Source organism: Paracoccus onubensis (assembly GCF_003591515.1).
Taxonomy (GTDB): domain Bacteria; phylum Pseudomonadota; class Alphaproteobacteria; order Rhodobacterales; family Rhodobacteraceae; genus Paracoccus; species Paracoccus onubensis.
Map to the genome: position 1 here is coordinate 128,533 of NZ_QZCG01000001.1, position 26,941 is coordinate 155,473.

General features: G+C 61.6%; 23 protein-coding genes. 17 read left to right on the top strand and 6 right to left on the bottom strand.

What is annotated here, in order from left to right; genetic code table 11:
* Window positions 1–61: 61 nt before the first annotated feature.
* Together D3P04_RS00620 and D3P04_RS00625 are read right to left on the bottom strand one after the other, a co-directional pair.
* The gene (locus D3P04_RS00620; protein WP_119744894.1) at window positions 62–649 is read right to left on the bottom strand and encodes an RBBP9/YdeN family alpha/beta hydrolase; all 588 of its coding nucleotides are present in this window, start codon (window positions 647–649) and stop codon (window positions 62–64) included.
* A 342-nt stretch (window positions 650–991) separates the two neighbouring features.
* Window positions 992–3,199 carry a HAMP domain-containing methyl-accepting chemotaxis protein gene (locus tag D3P04_RS00625; RefSeq protein WP_119744896.1) on the bottom strand — a complete coding sequence of 736 codons (2,208 nt, stop codon included), beginning with the start codon at window positions 3,197–3,199 and terminating at the stop codon, window positions 992–994.
* A gap of 426 nt (window positions 3,200–3,625) precedes the next feature.
* Between D3P04_RS00625 and D3P04_RS00630 the strand changes: the two genes are divergently transcribed.
* The 3 genes from D3P04_RS00630 (at window position 3,626) to D3P04_RS00640 (ending at window position 7,838) form a co-directional block, all read left to right on the top strand.
* Complete coding sequence (locus D3P04_RS00630; protein ID WP_119744898.1) at window positions 3,626–4,081, top strand: nucleoside deaminase; 456 nt, start codon at window positions 3,626–3,628, stop codon at window positions 4,079–4,081.
* Between the two features lie 11 nt (window positions 4,082–4,092).
* Window positions 4,093–5,370, top strand: a complete 1,278-nt coding sequence (gene codB / locus D3P04_RS00635; protein ID WP_119744900.1) for a cytosine permease — start codon at window positions 4,093–4,095, stop codon at window positions 5,368–5,370.
* Between the two features lie 182 nt (window positions 5,371–5,552).
* Window positions 5,553–7,838, top strand: a complete 2,286-nt coding sequence (locus D3P04_RS00640; protein WP_119744902.1) for an OmpA family protein — start codon at window positions 5,553–5,555, stop codon at window positions 7,836–7,838.
* An 83-nt stretch (window positions 7,839–7,921) separates the two neighbouring features.
* On the opposite strand, the gene D3P04_RS00645 is transcribed toward D3P04_RS00640, so the two are convergent.
* From D3P04_RS00645 to D3P04_RS00655, 3 genes are all read right to left on the bottom strand, one after another.
* Window positions 7,922–9,064 (bottom strand): HPP family protein, encoded by a 1,143-nt coding sequence (locus tag D3P04_RS00645; RefSeq protein ID WP_119744904.1) that lies wholly within the window; start codon window positions 9,062–9,064, stop codon window positions 7,922–7,924.
* Window positions 9,065–9,323: 259 nt separating this feature from the next.
* Complete coding sequence (locus D3P04_RS00650) at window positions 9,324–9,914, bottom strand: outer membrane protein (RefSeq protein WP_119744906.1); 591 nt, start codon at window positions 9,912–9,914, stop codon at window positions 9,324–9,326.
* A 179-nt stretch (window positions 9,915–10,093) separates the two neighbouring features.
* On the bottom strand, window positions 10,094–11,116 hold the full coding sequence (locus tag D3P04_RS00655) for a LacI family DNA-binding transcriptional regulator (protein WP_119744908.1): 1,023 nt from the start codon (window positions 11,114–11,116) through the stop codon (window positions 10,094–10,096).
* Between the two features lie 97 nt (window positions 11,117–11,213).
* On the opposite strand from D3P04_RS00655, the gene bglB reads away from it, so the two are divergent.
* From bglB to D3P04_RS00685, 6 genes are all read left to right on the top strand, one after another.
* Complete coding sequence (bglB, locus tag D3P04_RS00660) at window positions 11,214–12,299, top strand: beta-galactosidase BglB (protein WP_119744910.1); 1,086 nt, start codon at window positions 11,214–11,216, stop codon at window positions 12,297–12,299.
* Window positions 12,300–12,408: 109 nt separating this feature from the next.
* On the top strand, window positions 12,409–14,964 hold the full coding sequence (locus tag D3P04_RS00665) for a hypothetical protein (protein ID WP_220475223.1): 2,556 nt from the start codon (window positions 12,409–12,411) through the stop codon (window positions 14,962–14,964).
* The gene (locus D3P04_RS00670; RefSeq protein ID WP_119744912.1) at window positions 14,961–16,238 is read left to right on the top strand and encodes an ABC transporter substrate-binding protein; all 1,278 of its coding nucleotides are present in this window, start codon (window positions 14,961–14,963) and stop codon (window positions 16,236–16,238) included. The genes D3P04_RS00665 and D3P04_RS00670 overlap by 4 nt, the downstream gene beginning before the upstream one ends.
* A gap of 3 nt (window positions 16,239–16,241) precedes the next feature.
* On the top strand, window positions 16,242–17,252 hold the full coding sequence (locus D3P04_RS00675) for a carbohydrate ABC transporter permease (protein ID WP_119744914.1): 1,011 nt from the start codon (window positions 16,242–16,244) through the stop codon (window positions 17,250–17,252).
* Complete coding sequence (locus tag D3P04_RS00680) at window positions 17,249–18,304, top strand: carbohydrate ABC transporter permease (protein ID WP_119744916.1); 1,056 nt, start codon at window positions 17,249–17,251, stop codon at window positions 18,302–18,304. The genes D3P04_RS00675 and D3P04_RS00680 overlap by 4 nt, the downstream gene beginning before the upstream one ends.
* Window positions 18,305–18,313: 9 nt before the next feature.
* Window positions 18,314–19,363, top strand: a complete 1,050-nt coding sequence (locus tag D3P04_RS00685; protein ID WP_119744918.1) for an ABC transporter ATP-binding protein — start codon at window positions 18,314–18,316, stop codon at window positions 19,361–19,363.
* 205 nt (window positions 19,364–19,568) lie between these two features.
* Here the strand turns inward: D3P04_RS00685 and D3P04_RS00690 are convergent, their stop codons facing one another.
* Complete coding sequence (locus tag D3P04_RS00690) at window positions 19,569–20,498, bottom strand: LysR family transcriptional regulator (RefSeq protein WP_119744919.1); 930 nt, start codon at window positions 20,496–20,498, stop codon at window positions 19,569–19,571.
* Window positions 20,499–20,708: 210 nt separating this feature from the next.
* Here D3P04_RS00690 and D3P04_RS00695 point away from each other — a divergent pair, with 210 nt between their 5' ends.
* Genes D3P04_RS00695 through D3P04_RS00730 form a run of 8 tightly spaced genes read left to right on the top strand, consistent with a single transcriptional unit; the run spans window position 20,709 to window position 26,940 of the window.
* Window positions 20,709–21,539: a transporter substrate-binding domain-containing protein gene (locus D3P04_RS00695; protein WP_119744921.1), complete on the top strand. Its 831-nt coding sequence runs from the start codon at window positions 20,709–20,711 to the stop codon at window positions 21,537–21,539.
* Complete coding sequence (locus D3P04_RS00700; RefSeq protein WP_119744923.1) at window positions 21,520–22,311, top strand: amino acid ABC transporter ATP-binding protein; 792 nt, start codon at window positions 21,520–21,522, stop codon at window positions 22,309–22,311. The genes D3P04_RS00695 and D3P04_RS00700 overlap by 20 nt, the downstream gene beginning before the upstream one ends.
* The gene (locus D3P04_RS00705) at window positions 22,308–22,991 is read left to right on the top strand and encodes an amino acid ABC transporter permease (protein ID WP_119744925.1); all 684 of its coding nucleotides are present in this window, start codon (window positions 22,308–22,310) and stop codon (window positions 22,989–22,991) included. Before D3P04_RS00700 ends, D3P04_RS00705 begins: the two co-directional genes overlap by 4 nt.
* A 3-nt stretch (window positions 22,992–22,994) precedes the next feature.
* Window positions 22,995–23,660, top strand: coding sequence for an amino acid ABC transporter permease (locus tag D3P04_RS00710; RefSeq protein ID WP_119744927.1), 666 nt, complete (start codon window positions 22,995–22,997; stop codon window positions 23,658–23,660).
* 10 nt (window positions 23,661–23,670) lie between these two features.
* Window positions 23,671–24,597: an N-carbamoyl-D-amino-acid hydrolase gene (locus D3P04_RS00715; protein ID WP_119744929.1), complete on the top strand. Its 927-nt coding sequence runs from the start codon at window positions 23,671–23,673 to the stop codon at window positions 24,595–24,597.
* On the top strand, window positions 24,594–25,220 hold the full coding sequence (locus tag D3P04_RS00720; protein WP_119744931.1) for a flavin reductase family protein: 627 nt from the start codon (window positions 24,594–24,596) through the stop codon (window positions 25,218–25,220). The genes D3P04_RS00715 and D3P04_RS00720 overlap by 4 nt, the downstream gene beginning before the upstream one ends.
* Window positions 25,217–26,152, top strand: a complete 936-nt coding sequence (locus tag D3P04_RS00725; protein WP_119744933.1) for a dihydrodipicolinate synthase family protein — start codon at window positions 25,217–25,219, stop codon at window positions 26,150–26,152. Before D3P04_RS00720 ends, D3P04_RS00725 begins: the two co-directional genes overlap by 4 nt.
* Window positions 26,152–26,940: an SDR family oxidoreductase gene (locus D3P04_RS00730; protein WP_119744935.1), complete on the top strand. Its 789-nt coding sequence runs from the start codon at window positions 26,152–26,154 to the stop codon at window positions 26,938–26,940. The genes D3P04_RS00725 and D3P04_RS00730 overlap by 1 nt, the downstream gene beginning before the upstream one ends.
* The last annotated feature ends 1 nt before the right edge of the window (window position 26,941 follow it).

The following is a 26,941-nucleotide window of genomic DNA, read 5'->3' on the forward strand; positions in this document are numbered from 1 at the left end:
CAGGTCCCAAGGATGAGTGCCGGTTCGGCCTGCCGGATCATTATCGCGGATCGTTGCGTCATCAGCGTATCTCCACGGCTTTCGGAGCGCGGTCGACCGGCAGGAAAACGCGCGGCCGGGCGGTTCCTTTCTGAGGCCAATGCTGTTCACGCAGAGCCTTGCCCTGCGCCCAGGGTCCATAGCCGGAGGCGATATTGATATGGCCGGCATCGCCCATGTCGATGAAATCGGCCTTCCAGCTATCCGCCAGGCTGCGGGCCTGTTTCTGATCCATCCACGGATCGTTCCGGCTGGCGGCGACGATCACCTTGTCATGCAGGGGCCGTTTCGGGATCGGGCCGAAGGACGCGGTACGGGCACTTTTCGAGGGCTCTGCCGGGGCGACCAGCAGGGCGCCCGCAATCTTGATCTGGGGCCAGGACGAGAGCAGGCGGACAATGGCGATAGCGCCCAGCGAATGACCGACCAGAACCGAATCGGGATAGATCAGTGTCGCCGCCGCAATCTCGGTAAGCCATGCTTCCGGCGATGGCTTGGACCAGGAATATTGCTCGACGATCTTGGCAGTGGGATCGGTCGCCGCCCACCAATGCTGCCAATGTGCGGCCGGTGAACCGTCGAGACCGGGAATGAGGAGGGTTTTGATCATGACGAAACTCCTTTCCCATAAAGACTACCAAGTTAGTCGTATATTGTTATTCCAAATATTTCCGGATCTGAAGAAAAATAATCCTCATTGGCGCGATTCTTCCGAAACAAGCGGGTTCCGGAGCGCTGGATCAAGGCTTTTGCCCGCCGATTGAAAAAGAATCGGAACAGCTTAACGGTGATTCCAAAGGCTTTTCGCGGCTATCTGCGACGGGTTCGCCCGATGTCGGATTCAGCGGGCAAGGAATACAAATGCAAAAGAGACCGGCAGGTATCGACCGATCTCTTTTCAGATGACATGAGGCCGGTTTTCACCGGCCCCGTGGAAGTGGATCGATATCTATCAATATCTGACGAATTCGGCATCCGATATCTGATCTTCTCCCAGATCAAGCACGACGCCATTGGATCGCCCGCTTCCATTCGCGACCCGTCTTGCCGCCGGAGCGGTCGCCATGGCGGGCGCGTCGTTATTGGCACGGCGCGTGATGGACGAAATTTCCGCGCTTTCCATTGCCGGGGCGGAGGCCATTTCATGAAGCGAAACGGATCCGCCATTGCCCAACCGGAAGAAAGAAATGACGCCGCGAAGCTGTTCGGACTGCGTTGCCAGATTTGCGGAGACGTTTGCCGCTTCGGTCGAAGCCGACGCGTTTTGCTGAATCACAGTGTCAAGTTCGCGAATTGCTTGATTGATCTGCTCCACGCCAATATTCTGTTCGCGCGCTGCGGCACTGATTTCCTGCACGAGATCCGCGGTTCTCTGGATCGAGGGCACCAGTGCCGACAGCATCTCACCGGCTTTCTGGCTGACCTCTACCGTGCGGCCGGAAAGTTCGCTGATCTCCCCCGCAGCCTGCTGACTGCGTTCGGCCAGTTTGCGCACTTCCGAGGCGACGACCGCAAAGCCCTTGCCGTGCTGACCCGCGCGCGCGGCCTCGACCGCCGCATTCAGGGCAAGCAAATCCGTCTGACGGGCGATTTCCTGGATGATGTTGATCTTCTCGGCAATGGTTTTCATCGCACGCACCGCCTCATCGACAGCCTCGCCACTCTGCGCGGCTTCTTTGGCCGATTGCGTCGCGATCTTTTCCGTTTGCGCCGCATTATCCGAGGATTGGCGGATGTTGGCGGTCATCTCTTCCATGGAAGCGGATGCCTGTTCCGCTGCGGCAGCCTGTTGGGTAGAGCCGTGGCTGAGTTCCTCTGCGGTGACCGACATGGCCTGCGCACCTTCGGCGACGCCATCAGAGCTTACATTGGCATTCGCGATCACATCGCGCAATTTCTCAAGCATCTGCTCCAGCGCGATTCCCAGGGAATCCTGGTCAGAGCGCCGACGGGTGGTGACGGTCAGGTTTCCTTTGCTGATCTCTTCGGCGACACTGGTGATCTCGCGCATCGAACTGTTCATCCGATCCATCGCACCCAGCAGATCGCCGATTTCGTCATTGGAGGTAGGCTTGGCATCAATCGAAAGATCGCCCTTGCCGACCCCTTCCGCCACTGTGACCGCACGGCTCAGACCACGGCTGACCATCATCGAAATCCAGAATGCGGCAACAATTCCCACAAAGGCCGCAATGCCCGCACCGGTCATCAAAAGAACACGGCTCGACTGATAATCGCCGGCTGCTTGTTCAACCGAGTCGTGCATGAGCATATTGCTGCGCTGTGCATATTGTTCAAGCAGGTCTTCGTTGTTCCGGGCCAAGGGCAAAAGGGTCCCGGTCACCAGTTCCTGTGCCCTCGTTTCGCTATTGCGCTGTCCAAGGGTCATAATCTCTGCCATCGCATTGCTCAGCGTTTCGACAGCATCGCGCAACCGGGAAATCTCGGCCCTTGCGTAACCTTTGGATGCGACTTCCAGAGCATCCACCGCTGCCAGCGCCGCGGTCCCGGACTGGGTCGCTTTTTCGCTTTGCGATACCCTTTCAGCGTCATCTGTCATGGTAGTCGCGTATTGTACCCGACGCACCTGATTCAGAAGATGGAATTTGACATCAGCAGCCAGAAGCCGGATTTCCGCAGGATCTGCCGAAGGATTACGCAAGGCTGCGGCAACAGTCGCGTCGGTGGCTGACTGAGTCATGTGCAGGGCATCCCGCGTTTCACCATGCAACTTCTCGGCCGCCTGTGCATTGGTTGCTTCCAGCGCAAGAGCAAAAACCTGCTCCAGCGTATCCTCAACCCGTTGGCGATTATCCGCGAATTCTTCAAGAATTTTAAGGCCATCCTCACCACTCAGCGGGAGGAGTTCGTTATAATATTGTTCGATTTCTGCGTTATCTGCCTCGGCCTGTGCGATCCCGGCCCGCCGTCCCGCGTCATCATCCGCCATCATGACAATGCCGACCGCTCGACCTAACTGAGCCATCGATTCCTGTATTCCCAGTGAAAGTTCGACCCGTTCATGGTAGGTTCCTACTAAATCTTCCGTTCGCTCGTTTGCGGCAGAAAGACTGGTGATTGCCAGCCACACCACTGCCCCCAACATTGTCAGGACGGCAGCGAAGGCGGCGGCCAGTTTGGCCTTGATGGTAATGCGCATGATAATTCCTCGCTAAGGGATGTCGTGTTGTAGCGAGGCTGTTCCTAAGAATTCGTTTCGGACCCAGCTAATCACCAGGCATTTGCCCATGGAAATATATTGAAAATTTGACTGATCGCTTGCCGGCTTCTATCGGGCCCAGACGCGATCAGGCAAATTGATCCAGTTGCGCCCGGGGGTCTTTTCGATCTTCGCCTCTGTCCAGCCGGCCCGCGCCATGGTCTGGGAACGCGGCAACGCAGAAGAGCTGAACATCTTCCTGCGCCGCACCCGGCCGCTCATTTCCGCAGGAAGCTGAATATACGATCCAAATTCCGGGCATCGGATAAATTCCTGACATCCGGTTGGTTCTCGTGGCCGCGACAGCCTTGTATTATCACGCAAGCTCCGTGATGTTTGAAACAACAATAATCCTGGGGGAACGGAATGGCGGAAGATGCAGATCGACAATTCATGGCGTTGGCCCTGGCCGAAGCCCGGCAGGGGATGGCGGATGGCGGCCTGCCAATCGGTGCGGTGCTGGTCAGGAACGGCAAGGTCGTCGCCTCGGGCCACAACCAGCGCGTTCAGCATGGCGACCCCATCGCGCATGGCGAAATGGACTGCCTGCGCAAGGCGGGACGACAGCGCAGTTATCGCGACACGGTGCTTTATACCACGCTCAGCCCCTGCATGATGTGCAGCGGCACGATCCTGCAATTCGGCATTCCCCGCGTCGTGATCGGCGAGGCCGAGAATTTCGAGGGCGACATCCCCTTCCTGCGCGGCCGCGGCATCGATGTCACGCTGATGGATGACGAGGGCTGCAAGGAGGTGATGCGGCATTTTCTGGCTCAGCCCGGCAATCTGGAGCTGTGGCATGAAGACATAGCCGAGGATTGAGGGTCGGCGGCATGGATCAGAAAAGCCAGGATTATCCGCTGTCCGAAGTGCCGCAAGCGGCCCGCAAGAGCTTTGGATCGCTTGCTGTCGTACTGCTGGGGTTCACCTTTTTCACCGCGACGATGTTCGCGGGCGGTCAGATCGGCACGGCCTTTCCGCTATGGCCGGATCTGGTGGCGATCATCGTGACCGGCAACCTGCTTCTGGGCGCCTATGTCGCGGTGCTGGGGATGATCGGCGCGCGCACCGGGCTGAACACGGCGCTGCTCAGCCGTTTCAGCTTTGGCCGGATCGGGGCGAAGCTGCCCGATCTGCTGTTGGGGTTCACGCAGATCGGATGGTATGGCTGGGGCACGGCGACCATGGCCGTCGTGCTGCTGCGATTGATCGGGATCGATGCCGAGACTCATTCGGTTCTCGCTTACGCATTGATGATCCTTTTCGGCTTCGCCTTCTGCTGGACGGCCTATATCGGCTATCGCGGACTCGAGCTTCTGTCGATCGTCTCGGTGCCGCTGATGGTCCTGCTTCTGGCGGTATCGCTGTGGATCGCGGTCCAAGATGGCGCGGGCGGTGAGGGGCTGATGGCGATCCAGCCCGGCCATGCGCTTGGCATCGGCACCGCCATCACCATGGTTTTCGGCACTTTCGTGTCAGGTGGCACGCAGGCTACAAACTGGACCCGCTTCGCAGCCAGCCCGCGTCAGGCCGTCTGGGCTTCTTTGGTGGCTTTCTTCATCGGTAACGGGCTGATGATCACGACCGGAGCAATCGGGGCGCTGGTCTATCAGCAGCCCGATATTGTCGATGTGCTGGTGATTCAGGGGCTGACGGTGCTGGGAATCCTCATGCTGTTCCTGAATCTGTGGACCACGCAGGACAACACCATCTATAACTTTTCGGCTGTGGGCTGCACGGGCTTCGCCACCGACAAGCGGCGGATGGTCACGGTCATCGGTGCGGCGATCGGAACGGTTCTGGCGCTTCTCAGGATCGATCTGTATCTGATCCCGTTCCTGTTGCTTCTGGGCACCTTCATTCCGCCCATCGGCGGGGTCATCATGGCCGATTATCTGGTCAAGCGCCGCGGGTCCTATCCGCCAATCGCTTCGGCCGATCTGCCGGATTTCAACAAGGCGGGTCTGGCAGGCTATGTGGTCGGGTGTCTTGCGGCCTATTTCAGCCCGGGTATCCCGCCACTCATCGGCATTATCGTTGCAATCCTGACCTATGTGATGGTCGATCGGGTGCTGTCGGAACGGGATAAGCCGGCGGCCGGCTCGCCCTGAAGATATATAACGGACAAGGATTGATCCGTTCGTTGCATCCGGCCTGTTTCCAGGGGCCGGATTGCGGTGCCGGTACAGGTCGCGGCCCTGTGTTCACGAAAGGGTCATGCGGTTGTCGGGAACCGGCAGGTATACCGCTCGTTGTTCATCACAGCACAGAACATAGCTTGTGAGGAATGCAGATGCGCCGGATCGTTCATAATACAACCGCCATCGTCGCGTGCTTATCGCTTATGGCGCCCCATATCGCGATGGCTCAAACCAATATCCCCGAGGCTGCAGCGCAAAAGGATGCCGACAAGTTGCCGGCCAACGCCGATGTGCTTGCTCAGGCCGAAGCGGAGCCTGTGCCACCGGCAGAGGCAGAACCAGTCGCCCCGGCGGAGGCCGAGGCTGAAGCACCGGCTGAAGCAGAGACAGCCGTACCGGTAGAGCCGGAGGCCGAAGCGCCGGCAGAGGCAGAAACAGCTGCCCCGGCAGAGGCTGAGGCCGAAGCGCCGGCTGAAGCAGAAACAGCCGCTCCGGCAGAGGCTGAGGCCGAAGCGCCGGCTGAAGCCGAGACAGCCGCTCCGGTAGAGGCAGAGGCCGAAGCGCCGACGGAAGCCGAGACAGCCGCCCCGGCAGAGGCTGAGGCCGAAGCACCGGCGGAAGCAGAAACAGCCGCCCCGGCAGAGGCTGAGGCTGAAGCACCGGCGGAAGCCGAGACCGCCGCCCCGGCAGAGGCTGAGGCTGAAGCACCGGCGGAAGCCGAGACCGCCGCCCCGGTAGAGGCTGAGGCTGAAGCACCGGCGGAAGCCGAGACCGCCGCCCCGGTAGAGGCTGAGGCTGAAGCGCCGGCTGAAGCAGAAACAGCCGCTCCGGCAGAGGCTGAGGCCGAAGCACCGGCTGAAGCAGAGACAGCCGCTCCGGCAGAGGCTGAGGCCGAAGCACCGGCTGAAGCAGAAGCAACTGCCCCGGCAGAGGCTGAGGCTGAAGCACCGGCGGAAGCAGAGTCAACCGCTCCGGCAGAGGCTGAGACGACCGAACCGACAGCGGCTGAGGCCGAAGCGCCGGATAATGCCGCGTCCGAGGATAAGGACGCCCTTGCCAAAGCTCTCGCCGAGAAAGAAAAAGCATCGGAAGGGGAAGCTCAACCGGACGACGCTGCCGCCTCTGAGGACCCCGCATCCTCGGGCGAGGATGACCTCGCCGATGCCTTGGCCGAACAGGAGAAAAAGGCTGAGGAATCCGGGCAGGAGGACAGTTCGCAGCAACCGGCTGATGCCGAAGGCGAGGCGAAGCCCGATGACACAGCCTCCGATGACGCAGCCTCCGGTGACAAGGCCGCCGGTGACACAACCGCCGAGGGCGGCAGCGAAACCGAGGCCGCCAAAGAGGCCGCGACTGAAACCGAAATTCCCGAGCTTTCCGCCCTGACTTCCGAAGAGGGCGAGGGCGAAGTGACCGAAGAGGAAGTGACCGAAGAGAATAGTCGTTCCTCGTCGGAAGATTTCGGAACCAGTCTGAGTGACGCCTTGTCCGGTCTTGCCGGTCAGGAAGAGCAGCAGTCGGATGATGACAGCAAAGACAACGACAAGAGTGATCTGACCAAGGCCGTGCTTCTGGGGCTTGGCGGGCTCGCTGTCGGTTCGATGCTGAGCAATAACCGCGAAGTCGAACTCAGCACGCCAGATCGGCTTGTCGTAACGCGTGCGGATGGCAGCCGGGAAGTGATCAAGGATGAGACCGTATTGCTGCGGCAGCCGGGTTCGACCGTTGCGACGGAGAATTTCGACGACGGCTCGTCGCGGACGACGGTGACACGTGCGGATGGCAGCAAGGTCGTGACGATCCGCGACGCCAATCTGCGGGTTCTGCGCCGTACCCTGATCACCGCGGATGGCGGCTCGATGCAACTGATCGACGATACCACAAGCGCCGAGCCGGTTGATATCGCGAGCCTTCCGGCCCCGGCCGAGCCCGTCGAAACGTCGGGTGGTTCCCTGAGCGAGGAGGAATTGCGTGCCGCATTGCTTCGGGAAGTCGATGCCGGACGTTATTTCACCCTTGGCCAGATCCGGAATATTCCGGAAGTGCGCGCCCTGGTGGCTCCGATCAATATCGACGCGATCACGTTCGATACCGGTTCGGCAGCGATCAAATCCGATCAGGCCGAGCAATTGTCGACGCTTGGCAAGGTCATCCAGCAGACTATTCAGGAAAACCCGCGCGAGATCTTCCTGATCGAGGGTCATACCGACTCGGTCGGAGACGCGGCAATGAACCTTGCCCTGTCCGACCGGCGGGCTGAATCGGTCGCGCTTGCGCTAACCGAGTATTTCGACGTACCGCCCGAGAACCTTGTCACGCAAGGTTATGGCGAGCAGTTCCCGAAAGTGAGCGCCGAGGGCGATCTTCGCGAAAATCGCCGGGCTTCGGTGCGCCGTATTACGGATTTGCTGCAAACGGCATCGACCGAATCCGAATAGGTCGCTACCCATCATAAATAGCCGGCAAGGTAACAGCTGCCGCTTCCCGAACTGCCCGACGCTTTTCAAGTGTCGGGCAGTTTTCATGCGCGCTGCACGCTTTGATGCGCCAGTGCGGCGATAATATCCGTTCGGGTGACGATGCCGACAATGCGCGTCCCGTCGAGAACCGGCACCGCATCGCAATGCCCGTCGGACATAAGCGGCAAAAGCGCGGAAACCGGCGTTTCGGGGGCGGCCCGGGGAATCCGGACATCCATGACATCCCGTGCGCGTGCCCCCGAACCATGGCCGATCAATCGCCCCATTGCCGAAAGAAATCCGCCGACACGGCGCTGGGCGCGTTCATCCGCGTGACGGATCAGGTGAAGCTGGAAGATCACGCCGTGAAACTCATTCCCATCGCCAACGACCGGCAGAGAGGTGAAGGCGTGGCGGCGGAAAAGCTCGGCAACCTCGAATAGCGGCGCGTCCGGGCCAACGGTTATCAGGTCGCGCGACATGATATCGGCCGCGGTCGAGCCGGTCCCGCGATGCGAGGCGATGACCATTTCCGCCGCGCCGATCAGCCGGGCAAGGTCCGCCACGCCCAGGTTCATCGTCTGGTTATACCGTTCGAGTATGCTGACAAGTTCGTTTTCGTTCAGACCGATCCGTTTCAGCGGATTCAGATCCCCGGTGCCGTGAGGATTTTTTTCCTCGAACTGACGGAAAGGATATCGCCGGCCGGTGATGCGCGCATAGATGACCGCGATCAGGATCAGGGCCAGGGTGCCGCAGGCCACCGGAGCGAAAGCAAAGCTCCATCCAAGTTCCAGCGTTGCATCGGGGTTCAAGGCCGCTGTCATGGCCACGGCGCCACCCGGAGGGTGAAGCGCGCGGATCAGGATCATGGCGGTAATCGCGGCGCCGACGGCAACGGCAACGCGCAGGACAGGATCCGGGATCAGCATGCAGGCGGCAATCCCCATCAGGGCAGAGGCCAGATTCCCCATGATCGCGGACCAGGGCTGGGCCAACGGGCTGTTGGGCGCCGCGAAAACCAGAACCGACGTGGCTCCGAAAGGTGCGATCAGATAAAGGCCCAGACGGTCATCGACCGATGGCGCAAGCAGGAACAGCCCGGCCATCAGCAGGCCCAGCAATGCGCCCAGCCCCGCCCTGACCGCCTCTTTCGGCGAGGCATGGGGGACGGCCGGGCCGACCGATCGCAGAAAATGGGTCATGGGTGTCGGCATCCGGGCGTCCCTGAATTACAGCGCCGTGTGGCTACTCCCGGTGATCGCGAGATGCAATTCCACAAACAGCCGGGCACAGATAAAGTCGGAGATGCAGGGCGGATTTCGAATGCCGGATTTTGCCAGCCGCCCTGTCGTGCTCGAAAGATGCGGCCGTCACGCCCGGCGCTTTCCGGCTATCGCGCTCACATGTAAAAACGCGGACCTTTTCAGATCCGCGTTCGCACTCGGGAAAGACAGGTTTGGCTCAGAAGCGGAAGGTTCCGCGGACCTGCGCCAGTTCGGTGTCAAGGTCGGTGCCGCCGATATCATCCACATCCGAGAAATCGTTGCGGGTGTATTCGAAGCCGACCGAGAAGCGGTCATGCACGAGATAATCGACGCCGAGACCATAAGTGACGCCGGTTTCAGAGATATCAATATTCCCGCCATCGACTGAAACTTTGGCGACGCCCAATGCCAGATAGGGCTGGATTTTGCCAAAGTCGTAACCGGCGCGGCCGCGAAGGCGGATCAGGTCGCCGTCGACATCGACATCATCGAGCTCGACCTTGTTGTAATCGAGTTCACCGCCAAGCACATATTTGCCGAAATCATGCAGATAACCGGCATGGACGCCATAGCCGTCAAAATCGGCATCACCATTTGCGCCGGAAACTTCGGCATCGCCCTTGCCATATTGCAGACCGGCATAGAAACCCGTCCAATCGGTTCCGGCTTCCACAGGCGCGACGGGCGCAACCACCGGGGCGGGCTCGACAACCGGCGCGACATAACCGCCGGCAAAGGCGCCCGTTGCGGCAAGCGATGCGGCGAGAGACAATATAACAGTTTTCATAGCTGTTCTCCTTCTTGTTCTGGGATAGAGCTAGGGTTGCAGAATCTGCAATTCCAGAACGCCGACAAGATGGATATGCCGGGATGTGGCATAAATGATACGATACGTAACATACGCGTTACACTTCGGAACATTTGCTTGATCGGCCTTGAATTCGTGAGGGTGAGCTCTTCCGAAAATCAGCCGGCGGGGGCTGTCGGCGGGATTGACGCGGGGCCGGTCGATCCACGTTCGACAATGCGGCAGGCCAGTTCCACGCGGCGGGGTGGCAGGCCGGGTCCGGAGATGATTTCGCCCAGAAGATCGAGGGCAAGGCTGCCGATGGTGCGCATCGGGATCTCGACCGCAGAAAGCGGCGGAGTCTGCAGATCGCATTGCGGCAGCCCGTCGAAGCCGAGTACGCTCACCTCGCCCGGAACATCGATGCCTGCCCTGGCCAGGGCAAGAAGCGCGCCGACGGCAAGGCTGTCTCCGGCCGCGAGGATTGCCGTGAAATCCCGGGGGGCTTCGGTCAGGCGGCGTGTCACTGCGGCGGCGGCGGCATCGGGCAACCAGTCATCGACTTCAACGACCAGCGAAGGTTCAGGAACGATCCCTTCGGCCATCAGCCGGTCCGCCCAGCCTTCGCGGCGGCGTTCGATGGTGCGGCGGCCGGGGCGGGTCAGAAACAGGATGCGCCGGTGCCCGTGCCGAAGCAGCAGCTCGGTCGCCCGCGCCGCGGCGGTGCGGTTGCAAGGCGCGACCGAGGATAACCGCATCATCGGGTCGTCGGCATTGACAAGCACGACCGGCCGGTCGAGCGCAGCCGCCTCGGCAATCACGGCATCGCTTTCGGGCGTCAGCAGCACATAGCCCGCCGCATCCTCGTCTGCCGCGAGATTCGCGGCCAGCGGTTCCGTGGCGGTGCGGGTTTCGAGGGTCATCCCCAAAGCCGCCGCGCGGTCGCGCATACCGTCAAGAACATGCAGCGTGAACTGGCTTCGGGCGTAATCGACCATGGCCGCCTGGCTTGCCACAAGGATCGCCTTGCGCCCTGCCACCGCTGACGGCATCGCATATCCCAGCAGCGCCGCCGCGTCGCGGATGCGGCGGCGCAGTTCGGGCCGCACGCCGGGACGATCGGCAAGGACGCGGCTCACCGTCGCGACCGAGACGCCGCAGCGTTCCGCCAGATCCTCCATCCTGATGCGCCGCCGTTCCATGACCAGCTTTCTTGATGCCCGGACCAAGACTGCAAAAAATTTACATATTGTGCAAACAATTTTCTGTCAGTTAACCTTGCGCCAGGGGAGGAACGTGATGCGGGACGATTCGGTCGTTCGTAATGCCTTGACGCGCGTTGTCGACGGTTTGACCGCGCTGCGCGATACCGGAAGGTTCGACGAGCCGAATCTTGACGGCACGGTCGGGGATTATATCAGCTTTCAATCCTGGGAATGGCCGCAGGGCGTCGGGCTTTATGGCCTTGCCCGGCTTTGGCGCGACACCGGAGAAGAGCGGCTGCGCGCCGTGCTGGAGGATTGGTACGCCGCACAGGAAACACGCGGGCTGCCATCGCTCAATGTCAACACGACGGCGCCGATGCTGGCACTGACCCTGCTTTGGGACCGCACGCGCGATCCGCGATGGGAGGCGATGCTGTCCGGCTGGGCTGACCGCGTGCTGGCCGAGATGCCGCGTACCCCGGAAGGCGGATTTCAGCACGATGTGTCCGACAAGATCAATGACGGCGAGCTTTGGGACGATACGCTGTTCATGGTGGCGCTTTTCCTTGCCGCCTATGGCGAGGCTTCGGACCGGCGCGCGCTGGTCGATGAGGCGCAGCATCAGTTTCTGGTGCATGCGCGCTATCTGGCGGATCCGGAAACCGGGCTCTGGTTCCACGGCTGGAGTTTTCCCCGGCGCAGCAATTTCGCCCGGGCCCGCTGGGCGCGGGGCAATGCGTGGATCACCGCGGGACTTGCCGATCTGCCCGAGCTTTGCCGCCTTGATCCGGCGGTCGCACGCTATCTGGACGGAGTGCTTGGCGCTCAGATGGCGGCGCTTTTGCCATTGCAGACCGCGAACGGCGCATGGCGGACCCTGCTGGACGATCCTTCATCATACGAGGAAACCTCGGCCACGGCAGGGATCGCCTATGGTCTGATGAAGGCCGCGCGTCTCGGTCGCGCATCGGATGAGGCGCGGCGGGCGGGACGCCGTGCGGTCGATTATGTGCTGAGACAGATAGATGCCGATGGTATCGTGGGCGGTGTGTCCTATGGCACCCGCATGGGCCATGATCTGCAATTCTACCGTGACATCCCGCTGCAACCCACCGGTTATGGCCAGTCGCTTGCCATCCTGTGCCTTGCAGAGGCACTTAACGATCCGGAGTTCCGATGATCTCAGACACCCGATATGGTCCCGCGCCACTGGCGATCGGCAGAGCGAAGGCTCCGGCAATCTGCGGCGCGCGTTTCTTTGTGAGTTCTGTTTCGGCCGGGGTTTTCGGATGAGCCGCCTGGACCGCCCGCTTGAAGCCGGTATGCCCGTCACCCTCTGGCGCGTGTCGTCCATCGCGGAACAGCCGTTCGACGTGCCCGAACGTCCGATGGAGGGCGAGATGGATCCGTTTTTCTTCCTGACCAAGGAGAAGAATTTCATCCCGCATGAATATCCCTGCCGGACTGATTTCGCCCGGCGTTTTCAGGGACGGCGCCCCGAGGAACGGGCTTTGGCGGCGCCGGACCGGGTCTGGCTTGGCTTCGGATCGCCACGGCTCGACCTCTCAGGCTTCTGGTTTCGCGCCACGCGTCTGGCGGCACGTGCCGAGACGCTTGTCATCGCCGGAATCGCGGGGCGCGCCACGCTGCGTCTGGCCACATGCGGAGGAGCGATACTGCGGGTGAATGGCCGGGAAATCCTTTGGATGGCGGAATACCGGCGCAATTTCGAGACCGCCGCCGAAATCGGGGTCGATCTCGTGGCGGGCGAGAACCGGATCGAATTGTTTCTCGACGACCTTGCCGAGCGGGATACCCGTTTCTATGCGCAGCTGGACTATGCCAATGGCCCGTCGGCGCAGCAGGCGATCCGGATCGAAGCAGATGCCGCGCATGCACGCGAGATCGAGACCGCGCTGGAGACCATGCATTTTTCCCGAAGCAGCCACGATGGCGGGCCGGTTCGGCTGACCCTGCCGCATGCGCTTTCGGTGCCTTGTCATGCCGAGATCCGGATCGAAGGCGATTTCATGTCCCACGATCCGTTTCCTCCGATGCGGATTGCGCTTGCCGCGGGCGCGACCGAGATCGATCTTGGCGATGCCGATGCGCTTCCGGCGGATTTCCGGCATGTCGTGGTGCGCCTTGCGGTGGAGGGTTTCGCGGCTGAACGCGTCTATGGCACCGAGATCGCCCATAGCGCGAAACAGGGGGTGGCACCTGCTGCGAGGGCTTCGCGCGTGACGGAGGCCCTGACCGCGGTCGCGGCAGGGGGTGAGGCCGATACCGTGCGGGCGCTGGCGCGGCTGGCATTGCAGGATGGCGGCGCGGAAACCCGGGCGATGATCGAGGCGGCGCTGCCGCGGATCGACGCCTGCTGGGATTGCGCGGATTTTGCGCTTGTGCCGCTGATCTGGTGCCGGACAAGCTGGCCCGAACTGCTGGGGCCGGATCTCTGCGCGCGCATCGACCGGACGATTTGTGGTTACCGGTACTGGATGGATGAGCCGGGTAACGACGTGCAATGGTATTTCTCTGAAAATCATGCGCTGCTGTTTCACACCGCCGCGCATCTTGGCGGGGCGCTTTTGCCGGCCAACACCTTCCTTCGCTCGGGACGCACCGGAGCCGAGCAGTCCCGGACAGGCGCCGAACGGCTTGCCCGATGGTTCGATCATTTCGAAAAATGGGAGATGGCCGAGTTCAACTCTGCGCCCTATTTCCCGATCGATCTGAAGGGGTTGACGGCGCTTTACGCGCTTTCGCCGGATGCCGGTTTACGTGCGCGTGCCGAAAGCGGGATCCGCCGGCTGATCGGGATTGTGGCCAACTCGTCGCATAAGGGTGTGCTCACCGCCGCGCAGGGCCGAAGCTATGAACACACGCTTCGGGCCTCGATGACGCTGGAGCTTTCGGCGATCGCGCGGCTTCTGTGGGGGGCCGGAAGCTACGGCACCCGGTTCCATGCGACGCCGCAACTTGCGGTTTGCCTCAGGGATCACGGGCTGGTGCTGCCCGATGACACGGATCGTGCCATCTTGACGGGCGATCAGGCGCAGGAATGGCGGTTCGCGCAAGGTCAGGATGCGATCGCAAAGCTTTACCATTACAAGACCGCCGATCATGCGATGGGCAGCGCCGTGGCCTATCGCTGGTACGAATGGGGGTATCAGGAAACGCTGATCCATGCGCGGCTTGGCGAGAATCCGAATGCGCAGATATGGATCAACCATCCCGGCGAGGTGACCCATTCGGGCTATGGCCGGCCCTCTTACTGGGGTGGTTCGGCTTCCATCCCGCGGGTTCAGCAATATCGCGACCTCGCCCTTGTCCGGTTCGCGGGGGTGGCTTCGCAACCGGCATTTACCCATGCCTGGTTTCCCACCGGGGATTTCGACAATGCCCGGATCGACGGCGACAGGGCTTATGCCCGGTCCGGGTCGGCCTATCTGATGCTGCGCGGATCCCTGCCGTTCCGCCTGATCGACAGCGGTCCGTCCGCGGGGAACGAACTGCGCCTTTCCGGACAGGAAAACTGGTGGCTCCTGCGTCTCGGGTCGGCCCGTGCCCACGGGGACGAGGCCGCATTCGCGGCGCGATTTGCCGCATTATGCCCCGAAGAAGGGGCGACAGCGATCAAGGTTGTGGATCCGGATTACGGATGTGTAACCTTCCATGATGACGGCTCGGTGGTGGCAGAGGGCCGGCGGATCGATCCGGCAGATTTTACCGTTTCGGGTCAGCGGGAAATCCTGCCCCGCGTTCCGTTCGTTACGCCGCAGGACAAAGCAAGGACCAAGGTCGATACCGGCCCGGGACCATTGACAGGGAGGAAGACCGGATGAAGTTCACGATGACATCGTTTGCGGCGTTGGCCGTGGCCGGGTTCGGCTCGGTGGCGTTCGCTCAGGACAGGACCGAGATCCGCGTGATGTGGTACTCTGACGGGATCGAGGGCGAGATAATGCAGGATCTGCTCGACCGGTTCGAAGAAAGCCATCCCGAGATAGACGTGGTTCTGGACAATGTCGCCTATCAGGTGATTCAGGAGCAATTGCCGATCCAGCTTGCCTCCGGTCAGGGACCGGATATTGCCCGGGTGACGAATCTCAAGGAACAGGCCGAGCATTGGCTGGATCTGCGTGAATATGTCGAGGATCCAGCCTATTGGGAGACGAATTTCGGCGACCGTTTCGACTGGATGCGGCCCGACGGCTCGGATGCGATCCCGGGCTTCATGACCCAGCTTACCCTGACCGGCGGTTTCGCCAACAAGACGCTTTTCGAGCAGGCCGGCGTGGAAATGCCGGGCGAGGGCGCGACCTGGGACGACTGGATTGCGGCCTCTAAAGAGGTGATGGAAAGCCAGCAACTGCCCGCCGCCTTTGCGATCGACCGGTCGGGGCATCGTATCTCGGCGGGTACCGCGTCCTATGGTGCGAATTATATCGGCGATGACGGGATGCCCGCGCCGATCGACGACGGCACCATGAGTTTCGCCACGAAGCTTGTCGAATGGACCGAGGAAGGGCTGATGCTGCCCGAGGTCTGGGTTTCGGCTGCCGGAACCACCTATCGCGCCGCGACGGACGATTTCATCAATGCCCAGATCCCGTTCTATTATTCCGGCTCGTGGCTGATCGCGAATCTCTCGACCAAGATCGGCGATGCCTTCGACTGGGTCGCCATCGGCACGCCTTGCGGGACTGAGGCATGCGCCGGCCTTGCGGGCGGGGCCGGTCTTGTCGGGATCAAATATACCCAGCATCCCGAAGAGGTCGCGGTGGTGATGGACTATCTCGCCTCGGAAGAGGTGCTGCGCGAATTCACCGAACGTACTCTGTTCCTGCCCGCCCATAAGGGTGTGGTCGAGGCGGGCGGCCTGAACTTCCAGACCGACGATCCGAATGTCGCTCCGGCGCTCGAGAAATTCATCGCCGCCTCGGGCGAGTCCTCGCCGCTTACGGATGCCTTGCCGGCTTGGAAATGGGGGAATGCCTATTACGGTACGCTCGTCACCCGTATCAGTCAGGTCATGGCGGGCGAGATCAGCCTTGACGAGGCTCGCAGCATGATGGACCAGGACATCGCCGATCAGGTCGGCACGGCGTCGCAATAAACGATGGCCGGGCTTGGCGAAACCCTTGGACGAGCGGCCGCCTGGCCGTTTACCCTTGTGGCAAGGGCTGTCGACCCGCCACTAAGGGTCTGGCAGCGCTGGACCGGCACCGGCGGCATGGCAGCCGTGTTCCTTGCGCCCAATCTTGCGATTTTCGGCGTATTCGTCCTGATTCCGCTGGTGCTGAATTTCGTTTATTCGATGACCGGCGGAACCGGAATCCTGCTTGATCAGCGTCCCTTCATCGGGATGGAGCAATATGGACGCCTTCTTGAATGCGAGGATTACACCCGCCGCATCACCTGCCGTGAGGATCAGTTCTGGACGGCGGTAACCAATACCACGGGTTTCGTGATATTTCAGGTCACGCTGATGGTGGTGGTTTCGCTGATCACGGCCCTGATCCTTAACCGCAACATCCGGGGCCGCGGTTTCTTTCGCGCGGTGTTCTTCTTTCCGGTTCTTCTGTCGCCTGTCGTCGTCGGGTTGATCTGGCGCTGGATTCTGCAGCGGGAAGGGCTTTTGAACCTGATCGCGGTTAATCTGGGGCTGGAACCCGAGATCTGGCTGAATGACCGGTTTTATGCCTTTGCCGCCACGATCGGGGTGTCGACCTGGGCGCATATGGGATTCTATACGCTGATCCTTCTGGCCGGGCTTCAGGCGATCCCACGAGATCTTTACGAGGCGGCCGAGATGGATGCGACACCGCCGGCGCGTGTGTTCTGGCGGATCACGCTGCCGCTTCTGGGACCGAATTTCGCTGTCGTGCTGGTGCTTGCACTGATCCGCAGCGTGCAGATCTTCGACGAGGTCTATGTGCTGACCGGCGGCGGTCCCGGAACCTCGACCCTCTATCTCACGCAATATATCTACGAGGTCGGTTTCGCCTCGATCCTGCGCAATCCGGGACTGGCGGCGGCGGCATCGATCCTGATGGGGGCCGTGCTCGTGGTGCTGACGCTTCTGCAACTCCGGCTCTCGCGCCGGGCAGAAGGAAGGCGGGCGCGATGAGCCGGATCCTTGCCTTCATCTTCCGGCGCCGGGGCCATGGCAGGGGCTGGCACTGGACCGACATTGCCACCTGGATCTGGCTGATCGGCGGCACGATCCTGATGTTCGGCCCCGCGCTCTGGCTTGTCGCCTCGTCGTTCAAGGGGCCGGCGCAATTGGCGGAATTCCCGCCGACGCTTTTGCCCTATGTCCAGCAGACGGCAATGGTCGAGGGCTATGACGCACCGCTGCCGCTTTACACGACGACACAGGAAGACGGTTCCACAAAAGTCCTGGCAGAGATCCGGCGTATCGGCGTCAATTCGCAAATGGTCGATCCCGGGAATCCGGGTGAACGGATCAACGTGAATATCGCCGATCGCAGCCCCGTCCGCGAGATCGGGCTTGCAACCGGGAATTATGTAGAGCCGCTGGTGAAGAACAATTTCCTGCGGTTCCTCTGGAACTCGGTCTTCGTGACGGTGATGGCCACGCTGATCACGCTTTTTACCAATTCCATGGCCGCATTCGCGCTTTCGAAATACCGGTTCCGCGGCCGCGACGGGGTGATGCTGCTGATCGTCGCGACGCTCATGGTGCCGCTTTCAGTGATCCTCGTGCCGCTTTACTCGGTGGTGAATGCGATGGGGCTTCTCAATTCGCTTTGGGGGGTGATCCTGCCCACGGTGGCGACACCGACCGGCGTCTTTCTGCTTCGGCAATACATGCTGACGATCCCCGACGAGCTTCTGGAGGCGGCGCGGATGGACCATGCCAGCGAATGGCAGATCTACTGGCGGATCGTCCTGCCGCTTGCCGCGCCCGCGCTTGCCGTTCTTGCGATCTTTTCGGTCGTCTGGCGCTGGAACGATTTTCTCTGGCCGCTGATCGTGCTGTCCCAGCGTGAACATTATACGCTGCAGGTCGGGCTCAACACTTATGCGGGCGAGTTGAACGTGCAATGGCACTATATTCTCGCCATGACCGTGGTGACGATGATTCCGGTGATTCTGGTCTTCCTGTTCCTGCAGCGTTTCATCACCACCGGAATCGCCGGGGCAGGCATCAAATAGGGGGCGTGTATGGGACGGATTGCCTTGGAAGGGATCACCAAGAACTTTGGCAATGTCGAAGTGATCCACGGCATCGACCTTGAGATCGGCGAGGGCGAACTTGTCGTTTTCGTCGGCCCCTCGGGCTGCGGAAAGTCCACACTGCTGCGGCTGATCGCGGGCCTCGACCAGCCGACGACCGGCAGCATCCGGATCGACGGCAAGGATGTCACCCGCGTCTCAGCCGCCGATCGCGGTCTTGCCATGGTGTTTCAGTCCTATGCGCTATACCCGCATATGACCGTGCGCCAGAACCTGTCCTTCGGGCTGGAAAACACCCGGATGCCGAAACCCGAGATCGCCAGCCGGATCGACGAGGCCGGGCGGATGCTTGAGATCGGCGACCTGATGGAGCGCCGCCCGACCCAGCTTTCCGGCGGCCAGCGTCAACGCGTCGCGATCGGTCGTGCTATCGTCCGCAACCCCTCGGCGTTTCTTCTGGACGAGCCCTTGTCGAATCTTGACGCCGAACTGCGCGGGACGATGCGGGCAGAGCTTGCGCGGCTGCATGAACGGCTGGGAACGACGATGATCTATGTCACCCATGATCAGGTCGAGGCAATGACGCTTGCCGACAGGATTGTGGTCCTGCGCAAGGGCATTGTCGAGCAGGTGGACACGCCGCTTGGGCTTTATAACCGGCCGCAAAATCTTTTCGTGGCGGGCTTCATCGGCGCCCCGAACATGAACTTCTTTCGCACCCGCGCCAGCGCCGGCGCGGCCGAGTTGCCGGGCGGCCTGACGATTCCGGCGCCATGCGACGGCGAGGTCACGATCGGTATCCGTCCGCAGGATCTGAAACTTGCCGGAGACGACGCGCCGGCGCTGGAGGGCGAGATCCGGCTGATCGAGGCGCTTGGCGCGGAAACCGTCATCCATGCCGACGCCGTCGACGGGACGCCGCTGGTGACGGTCCTGTCCGGTCAGCCAACGCTTGGGACCGGCCAGCGCATCAGGCTGGCTTTCGACGGATTGCCGCATCTGTTCGGAGCAGACGGAAAGCGATTGAACCAGGATTAAAGCATGTCGCTTCCGCCTGGATCGTTTCCCCTTCCTCCTTTTCTTCTTTGCGGTAAATACCTCGGGGGTCCGGGGGCAGCGCCCCCGGCCATCGCGGGACGCAAATAACCGCCGTTTCCGATTTAATGCGACATGCTCCGGAGTTCGGGCAAGGGCAGGATATCGTCTATGGCACGGGTCATGCGTCCGTTGCCGCGAAACCCTTTCAACGATCGCGATCGGGCATCTCGCCTCCGAATTCCTGAAGCGCTGTCAGCGTCGGTGACCGTCGCAATTCGGCAAGGAAATTCGCCTGAATGCGCTTGGCCGGTTCACCCTTGCGGGTAATGAGGCAGATCGGCACCGGCTGGCTGGGAAAAAGCGGCCGGGCCGACAGGCGGTAGCGGTCGCCGACCGAGGCGGTCAGCGAATCCACGAAGGCCACGCCCATTCCCACCTCGGCCATCAGGCAGGCGACCGAGGAATAACGCACTTCGGCAATCGCCTGCGCCCGCAGTTCCGCGGTCAGGATATCGCGGGAGATGGCAAGATCGAGGCTGGAATTCTGTTCGTAAAGGATCAGCGGCACGCCGGCGAGATCCTGCGAGGTGAGGGCAAGCTTGTTCTCAAGCGGATGGCCCGGAGGAAATACGCAAACCATCTGCGCCATCGCCAGCACTTCATAGGCCAGCCCCTCGCGCTCTGGCGGGTTCAGCCCCAGCCCGATATCCGCCGTTCGGGTCTGGACCGATTCCAGCACTCCGGTGATTCGCCGCGTGTCCAGATGCACCCGCACTGCCGGGCGTTTCGACACGAATTCCTTCAGGGCCCGGGGAATCAGCGCATTGGCCATCGGCGGAGTGCCGACGACCCGCAAATGCCCGCTTTCGCTGCGCTGGCGGGCTTCGATCCTATGGGTAAATGCCTGATATATCGAAAAGATCGAATCGCTATCCTGATAGATTTCATCCGCATCCGGTGTTGGCACCAATCGGTTGCCGAAGCGTTCGAACAGCGGAAAGCCGATTTTCGTTTCCATCTGCCGGATCATGTTCGAAACCAGCGGCTGCGATACGTTAAGCGCCTTGGCTGCGCCGACGGTGGTCCGGGCGCGGACGACTTCGCGGAAGATTTCCAATTGCCTCAATGTGAACATGGAAACTCCTTAAAATGCCATAATCGGCGGCATTATAATGAAATATTATTTTCTGATCCAATAATTAATAACTTACTATATTGCGTGACCCGCCATGCCCATGCTGAACTTGACGTAACGGAGTTCGCGGCCGCGTCGTTTCATGCTTCTCGGCCTGATCGCCGATTGGACCGCTTTGGTCCCAAGACAAACCAACAGAGGGGAAACAACATGAAATACCTGATCAGCGGGCTGGCATTATCCCTGGCACTGGGTGGCCCCGCATTGGCGCAGGACAAATATGTCGTCGCAGTGGACGGAACCTTTGCTCCGCATGCCATGCCGACGATGGATGGCGGGCTTGAAGGCTTCAATATCGACCTGATCAATGTCATCGGCGAACGGCTTGGCGCCGAAATCGAAATCGTCGCCACACAGTATTCGGGCATCCTGCCCGGGCTTCAGGCGGGAACCTATGATTTCGTGATCGCGCCGACCACGATCACGCCAGAGCGGGCCGAGGCCTATTATTTCTCGGAAGGTTATCTGAATACCGATTTCCAGTTTCTGGTGAAAGCCGGCGGGCCGGAAATCACCGCGCTCGAGCAACTCGAGGGGCAGGTGATCGCGGTCAACAAGGGTTCGGCCTATGACAGCTGGGCGCGCGAGCTGGCCGATGAGATCGGCTGGACCGTCGAAAGCTACGGCACCGCGACCGATGCGGTGCAGGCGGTCGTCTCGGGCCGGGCCTTCGCGACCGTGGCGGGCAATACCGTCATCGCATGGGCTGCCAAGCAGAACCCGGCAGTGCAGCTAAGCTATCTGCATTCGACCGGCCTTGTCTGGGGCATGCCCTTCCGCAAGGGCGATGACGAACTGCGCGAGAAGATAGAAGGCGTCATCGAATGCCTGAAAACCGACGGCACGATCGCCGAGCTGCATGTGAAATGGTTCGATTCCGAACCCGCCGAGGATTCCGCCGCCGTCACGCCCCGCCCCGGCTGGGGAGAGCCCGATCTGCCCGGCTATGTCGAGGACGATCATGAGCCCGGTTGTGCTTGATTCATCGTTAAATCAGGGCAAACCCGCGCCTGTCGAAAAGCGGCCCACGCTGGAGGTCATCGGGCTGAAGAAATCCTTCGGCACGGTAGAGGTTCTGAAGAATGTCAGCCTGCAGGTGGCGAAGTCCGAGATGGTCTTCGTGCTCGGCCGTTCCGGTTCGGGCAAATCCACCATGCTGCGTTGCTGCAACCGTCTGGAAGAACCCAATTCAGGCGACATATTGCTGGAGGGCGAAAAGATCACCGGGCGCGGCGTGAATCTCGACCGGCTTCGCCGCCGCATCGGCATGGTGTTCCAAAGCTTCAACCTCTATCCGCATCTCGATGCCCGTGGAAATGTCACGCTGGCGCTGCGCAAGGTGCTGAAGCTGTCGCGTGACGAGGCCAGGGCGCGCGCCGACACCGCGCTGGCCCGGGTCGGGCTGGCCGACAAGGCGGAAAACTATCCCTCGCAGCTTTCGGGCGGCCAGCAGCAGCGCGTCGCCATCGCCCGCGCCATCGCGCTGGAACCGGCAGTGATGCTGTTCGACGAGCCGACTTCCGCGCTTGATCCCGAACTGGTCGGCGATGTGCTGGGCGTCATGCGGGAACTGAAGCAGGACGGCATGACCATGCTGGTCGTCAGTCATGAAATGGCCTTCGCGCGCGAAGCCGCGGATCGCGTCGTCTTCATGGCGGATGGCGAGATCGTCGAAGAGGGGCCGCCCGAGGATCTGTTCGGAAACCCGCAGCACGAACGCACCCGCGCCTTTCTTGCCCGTTACAGCCAATGACCAATCTGGACCGGTTTATCGAGACGTTCCTGAACGGGACGGTTCTGGCGAAATATGCGCCGGAAATCCTGCAGGGTGTCTGGGTGACGATCGAGCTGTCGGTGCTGATCGTGATCGCGGGCACGCTTTGGGGCGCGTTACTGGCCTGTATCCGTGCCTATCGGATCTGGCCGGTCTCTTTCCTGATCGTCATCTATGCCGATATTTTCCGCGCCCTGCCGCCGCTCGTGCTGATCCTGCTGGTCTTTTTCGGCCTGCCCAATCTGGGCGTGACCCTGTCCAGCTTTGCGGTGCTGTTCGTGATCCTTGGCCTGACGCTTGGCGCCTTCGCCGAAGAGATCATCTGGGCCGGCATCACCGCGACCGACAAGGGCCAGTGGGAAGCCGCACGCTCGACCGGTCTCGGCTTTACCCAGACGCTGGGCTATGTGGTGCTGCCGCAGGCGGTGCGGATGGTGATCCCGCCGCTGACCAACCGCGCCATCGCCATCACCAAGATGACGGCGCTGGGTACGGTGATCGGGGTGCCGGATATCCTGAATCAGGCCACCACGGCGCAAAGTTTTTCGGGCAATGCCTCGCCGCTGACGCTGGCCGCACTGGCCTATGTGGTCCTGTTCCTGCCTTTCGTGATCCTGTCGCGCTGGCTGGAAAGCCGCTTTGCCTGGAAAAAGGGCTGAGCCATGGATCAACTGATTTTCCAGTTCTTCAATCTTGCCATCATGGCCGACGCGCTGCCGACCATTCTGCGCGGTCTTGGCATGACCCTGCTGATCTGCTGCGCGGTCATCCCGCTTGGGCTGGCCGGGGGGCTGGCAGCCGCGCTGGCCTCGACCGCCCGGTCGCGCTGGCTGCGCTGGCCCGCCATGGCGCTGGTGGATCTGTTCCGCGCCATCCCGCCGCTGGTGCTGCTGATCTTCATCTATGCCGGCTTGCCCTTTTCGGGCATCCGCCTGTCGCCTTTCGTTGCCGTGGTGTTGGCTTTCCTGCTGAACAACTCTGCCTATTACGGCGAGGTTTTCCGCGCCGGGCTGATCTCGGTGGGAACGGGGCAATGGGAGGCCGCGCGCTCGACCGGTCTTACCCAGCGCCAGACGCTGAGCTACGTGATCCTGCCGCAGGCCACCCGCAACGTGCTGCCCGACCTGATCTCGAACACGGTTGAAGTGGTCAAGCTGACCTCGCTGGCCTCGGTGGTGTCGCTGGGAGAGCTGCTGCATGCGGCCAGCCTTGCCCGCTCGGTGACCTATAACGCCTCGCCGCTCACATTGGCGGCGGCGATCTATCTCGTTCTGTTATGGCCCGTGGTGCGGCTGCTCAGCCGTTACCAGCGCCGTCTTGTCGTCTGAAAGGAAGAATATGCGAAAAATTGTCATCGGAGCCGCCCAGATGGGCCCCAACCAGAAAGCCGACAGCCGTGAAACCATTGTCGCCCGGATGCTCGCGCTGCTGGAAGAGGCCGCCCGGAAAGGCTGCACGCTGGTCGTCTATCCCGAACTGGCACTGACAACGTTTTTCCCCCGCTGGTACATCGAGGATCCGGCCGAGATCGATCGCTGGTTCGAGTCCGAGATGCCCAATGCCGCCACGCAACCGCTATTCGACAAGGCCCGCGAATTGCAGGTCGCGATCAGTTTTGGCTATGCGGAACTTACGGCGGACGGGCATCATTTCAATAGCCAGATCCTGACCGACCGAGACGGCAATATCGTCGCGAAATATCGCAAGATCCATCTGCCGGGGCATTCCGAATGGGATGACGAACGCGCCTTTCAGCATCTGGAGAAGCGCTATTTCGAACCCGGCGATCTGGGCTTTCCCGTGTGGCGCACGCAGGACGCCGTTATCGGCATGCTGATCTGCAATGACCGCCGCTGGCCCGAAGCCTACCGGGTCATGGGGCTGCAAGGAGTCGAACTGGTGATCCTGGGCTATAACACGCCCTCGGTGAACAGCCAGAACAGCGCCGAAGGGGAGGAACAGCGGCTTTACCATTCGGAGCTTTCGATGACCGCTGCGGCATATCAGAATTCCACCTGGGTGGTGGGCGTCGCCAAGGCGGGCGACGAGGACGGGCATCCGCTGATGGGCGGCTCGATCATCGTTGATCCCAACGGCTATGTCGTGGCGCGGGCCAAGACCGATGGCGACGAATTGCTGGTTCATGAATGCGACATGGATCTGTCGGTCTTCGGCAAGGAAACCATCTTCGACTTTGCCCGCCACCGCCGGATCGAGCATTACGGGTTGATCACCAGCCAGACAGGGGTGGTGCGCAAGGTATGACAACGCAGATCGACCTGACCGCGCTGCCACCGCAAGAGCGCTACAAGCTTCTGACGGCGGTGGTGATCCCGCGCCCTGTCGCTTGGGTCACCACGCAGGACAGCCTTGGACAGGTCAATGCCGCGCCGTTTTCCTTCTTCAATGTCTTCGGGCAGGATCCGGCGCTGGTAATCCTTGGGCTGGAGCATTCCCGCGACGGCAGCGGGCCCAAGGACACCGCCCGCAATATCGCGGAATCCGGGGAGTTCGTCGTCAATATCGTGACGCCCGATCTGATCCTGCCGATGGTGGAAACCGCCGCCTCCTATCCGTCCGGGGTAAGCGAGCCGGAGGCGCTGGGTCTGGCGCTTGCCCCATCCGGTCAGGTCGCACCGCCCCGGCTGGCCGCTGCGCCCGCCGCGATCGAATGCCGGTTGAAGGATACGCTACGCTATTCGGATGAACGCGATATCGTCGTGGGAGAGGCGCTGGCGCTTGCTGCCCGCGACGGGCTGATCGATACCGACAGGATGCATGTCGACTGGGGCGGAGATTTTCCGATCGCCCGGCTCTTCGCCGACCGCTACGCACGGCTTGAAGAAATGGGCCGCCATGCCATCCCGCAACCGAAGGAACTGCCATGACCGGACTTATTCACCGCAACTCTGCCGGCGTGTTCGTGATCGCCGCCACTCCCTTTGCCGATGATGGCGGGATCGATCTGGAATCGACGGACCGGATGGTCGATTTCTATCTGGAATGCGGCGTCACCGGCATGACCATTCTGGGCATCATGGGCGAAGCACCGAAACTGTCGGATGCGGAATCGCGCGTCTTCGCCGGTCGCGTCCTTGACCGTGTTAGCGGCCGGGTTCCGGTTATCGTCGGCGTTTCGGGGGGCGGGCTTGATCCGATGCGCAGCCTGACCGCCGATGTCATGGCGGCAGGCGCGGCGGGTGTCATGGTCGCGCCCATGCAGGGCATGGGGCCGGAAGACCGGCTGGAAGGTTATTTCGCACAGGTCTGCAAGGCGCTTGGGCCGGATGTGCCGGTCTGCCTGCAGGATTATCCGCAAACCTCCAACGCCCGCTTCTCGGTGGACAGCATCCTGAGGATCACGCGGGACAACCCTCAGATCGTCATGCTGAAGCATGAAGACTGGCCGGGGCTTGCCAAACTGTCGCGGGTGCGGGCCGAAACCGGCAACGCCGATCAGCCGCGTCTGTCGATCCTGACCGGTAATTCCGCGCTGTTCCTGCCGCAAGAGATGCAGCGCGGCGCGGATGGCGCGATGACAGGCTTCGCCTATCCCGAGATGATGGTGCAGGTCGTGGAACTCGCGCTTAATGGCGATCATGACCGGGCCGAAGATATCTTTGACGCCTATCTGCCACTGGTGCGCTATGAACAGCAATTGGGGCTGGGCCTTGCCATCCGCAAGGAAACACTGCGCCGCCGCGGTGTGATCGCCTCGGCACGGGTGCGCGCGCCGGGTCCGGCCATGAGCGGGACGGATCATGATGAATTGACGCGGCTGACATCGCGTCTGGAAAAACGACTGAAGGAGCTGGGCTGATGGATCTGGGACTAAAGGGCAAACGCGCATTGGTCATGTCGTCGTCGCGGGGGCTTGGACTTGGCATCGCGCAGGTGCTGGCCGAAGAAGGCGCCGATGTCCTGCTGACGGGGCGCAGCGCCGACAGACTGGCGCAGGAAGCCGGCGCGATCGCGGCAAAGGGCGCAGGCAAGGCCGATTGGGTGACCTGCGACCTTGCGCAGGAGGATGCCGCCGACAGGCTGGCGCAGGCGGTCAAGGAAAAGCTGGGCGCGGCGGATATCCTTGTCGCGAATACCGGCGGGCCGCCTCCTGGAAAGATGGTCGATGCTGATCTTGCCGCGCTTGGCACCCAGTTCAACCAGATGGTGCTGCGGGTGATGGAAACCGCCGACCGGCTGTTGCCCGCGATGCGGGCCGCGGGCTGGGGGCGGGTTCTGACCATCGGATCATCCGGGGTGATCCAGCCGATCCCGACGCTGGCGATGTCGAATGCGCTCCGCTCGGCTTTGGTGGGCTGGTCGAAATCGCTGTCGAACGACCTTGCTGCCGAGGGCATCACCGTCAACATGCTGCTTCCGGGCCGCATTCATACTCAACGAACGGATGAGCTTGACGCAGCCGCCGCCAAGCGCACGGGAACTTCGGTAGAGGAGGTGCGCGCCGCTTCCGCCAAAACCATCCCGGCGGGCCGCTATGGCAGGATCGAGGAATTCGCCAGGACCGCCGCCTTTCTTGTCTCGGAACCTGCCAGCTACATCACCGGCGGCCTTGTGCGCTGTGATGGCGGCTCGATCAGATCGGTGTGAC

Excerpts from the sequence above, each read along its gene's own strand:
- D3P04_RS00620 (WP_119744894.1), bottom strand. The coding sequence starts at position 649 with ATGATCAAAACCCTCCTCATTCCCGGTCTCGACGGTTCACCGGCCGCA.
- D3P04_RS00625 (WP_119744896.1), bottom strand. The coding sequence starts at position 3,199 with ATGCGCATTACCATCAAGGCCAAACTGGCCGCCGCCTTCGCTGCCGTC.
- D3P04_RS00630 (WP_119744898.1), top strand. The coding sequence starts at position 3,626 with ATGGCGGAAGATGCAGATCGACAATTCATGGCGTTGGCCCTGGCCGAA.
- codB (WP_119744900.1), top strand. The coding sequence starts at position 4,093 with ATGGATCAGAAAAGCCAGGATTATCCGCTGTCCGAAGTGCCGCAAGCG.
- D3P04_RS00640 (WP_119744902.1), top strand. The coding sequence starts at position 5,553 with ATGCGCCGGATCGTTCATAATACAACCGCCATCGTCGCGTGCTTATCG.
- D3P04_RS00645 (WP_119744904.1), bottom strand. The coding sequence starts at position 9,064 with ATGACCCATTTTCTGCGATCGGTCGGCCCGGCCGTCCCCCATGCCTCG.
- D3P04_RS00650 (WP_119744906.1), bottom strand. The coding sequence starts at position 9,914 with ATGAAAACTGTTATATTGTCTCTCGCCGCATCGCTTGCCGCAACGGGC.
- D3P04_RS00655 (WP_119744908.1), bottom strand. The coding sequence starts at position 11,116 with ATGGAACGGCGGCGCATCAGGATGGAGGATCTGGCGGAACGCTGCGGC.
- bglB (WP_119744910.1), top strand. The coding sequence starts at position 11,214 with ATGCGGGACGATTCGGTCGTTCGTAATGCCTTGACGCGCGTTGTCGAC.
- D3P04_RS00665 (WP_220475223.1), top strand. The coding sequence starts at position 12,409 with ATGAGCCGCCTGGACCGCCCGCTTGAAGCCGGTATGCCCGTCACCCTC.
- D3P04_RS00670 (WP_119744912.1), top strand. The coding sequence starts at position 14,961 with ATGAAGTTCACGATGACATCGTTTGCGGCGTTGGCCGTGGCCGGGTTC.
- D3P04_RS00675 (WP_119744914.1), top strand. The coding sequence starts at position 16,242 with ATGGCCGGGCTTGGCGAAACCCTTGGACGAGCGGCCGCCTGGCCGTTT.
- D3P04_RS00680 (WP_119744916.1), top strand. The coding sequence starts at position 17,249 with ATGAGCCGGATCCTTGCCTTCATCTTCCGGCGCCGGGGCCATGGCAGG.
- D3P04_RS00685 (WP_119744918.1), top strand. The coding sequence starts at position 18,314 with ATGGGACGGATTGCCTTGGAAGGGATCACCAAGAACTTTGGCAATGTC.
- D3P04_RS00690 (WP_119744919.1), bottom strand. The coding sequence starts at position 20,498 with ATGTTCACATTGAGGCAATTGGAAATCTTCCGCGAAGTCGTCCGCGCC.
- D3P04_RS00695 (WP_119744921.1), top strand. The coding sequence starts at position 20,709 with ATGAAATACCTGATCAGCGGGCTGGCATTATCCCTGGCACTGGGTGGC.
- D3P04_RS00700 (WP_119744923.1), top strand. The coding sequence starts at position 21,520 with ATGAGCCCGGTTGTGCTTGATTCATCGTTAAATCAGGGCAAACCCGCG.
- D3P04_RS00705 (WP_119744925.1), top strand. The coding sequence starts at position 22,308 with ATGACCAATCTGGACCGGTTTATCGAGACGTTCCTGAACGGGACGGTT.
- D3P04_RS00710 (WP_119744927.1), top strand. The coding sequence starts at position 22,995 with ATGGATCAACTGATTTTCCAGTTCTTCAATCTTGCCATCATGGCCGAC.
- D3P04_RS00715 (WP_119744929.1), top strand. The coding sequence starts at position 23,671 with ATGCGAAAAATTGTCATCGGAGCCGCCCAGATGGGCCCCAACCAGAAA.
- D3P04_RS00720 (WP_119744931.1), top strand. The coding sequence starts at position 24,594 with ATGACAACGCAGATCGACCTGACCGCGCTGCCACCGCAAGAGCGCTAC.
- D3P04_RS00725 (WP_119744933.1), top strand. The coding sequence starts at position 25,217 with ATGACCGGACTTATTCACCGCAACTCTGCCGGCGTGTTCGTGATCGCC.
- D3P04_RS00730 (WP_119744935.1), top strand. The coding sequence starts at position 26,152 with ATGGATCTGGGACTAAAGGGCAAACGCGCATTGGTCATGTCGTCGTCG.